This is a genomic window from Microvirga sp. HBU67558, from assembly GCF_018069605.1.
GTDB lineage: Bacteria > Pseudomonadota > Alphaproteobacteria > Rhizobiales > Beijerinckiaceae > Microvirga > Microvirga terrae.
This window is the reverse complement of the sequence record NZ_JAGPUP010000077.1, coordinates 1-267: the sequence shown is the minus strand read 5'-3', so window position 1 is coordinate 267 and position 267 is coordinate 1. Positions and strand designations below refer to the sequence as shown.

The 267-nt window shown below is 63.3% G+C and carries 1 protein-coding gene; it reads left to right on the top strand.

Translation table 11 applies throughout. From position 1 onward, the window contains the following. A partial coding sequence (locus KBI52_RS00300) for an AAA family ATPase (protein WP_210804728.1) occupies window positions 1-267 on the top strand: 267 nt, incomplete at both ends.

The following is a 267-nucleotide window of genomic DNA, read 5'->3' as shown; positions in this document are numbered from 1 at the left end:
TGGCACTGGTTCTGGAGCGGTGGCGCCAGTCCGTGGCCGGGGAAGGCCAAGCGGTGCTCGTGGTTGGCGAGGCCGGTATCGGTAAGTCCCGCTTGGTGCAGGCCCTGCTGGATGAGACTGCCGAGGACTCTCACATCGTCCTGCGCTATCAGTGTTCACCGCAATACACGGGCACACCGCTTTGGCCGGTGGTACAACAGCTCAGCTTCGCAGCCGGGTTCGCGCCGGAGGACAATGACGAGCAGAAACGGCAGAAGACTGAGGCAT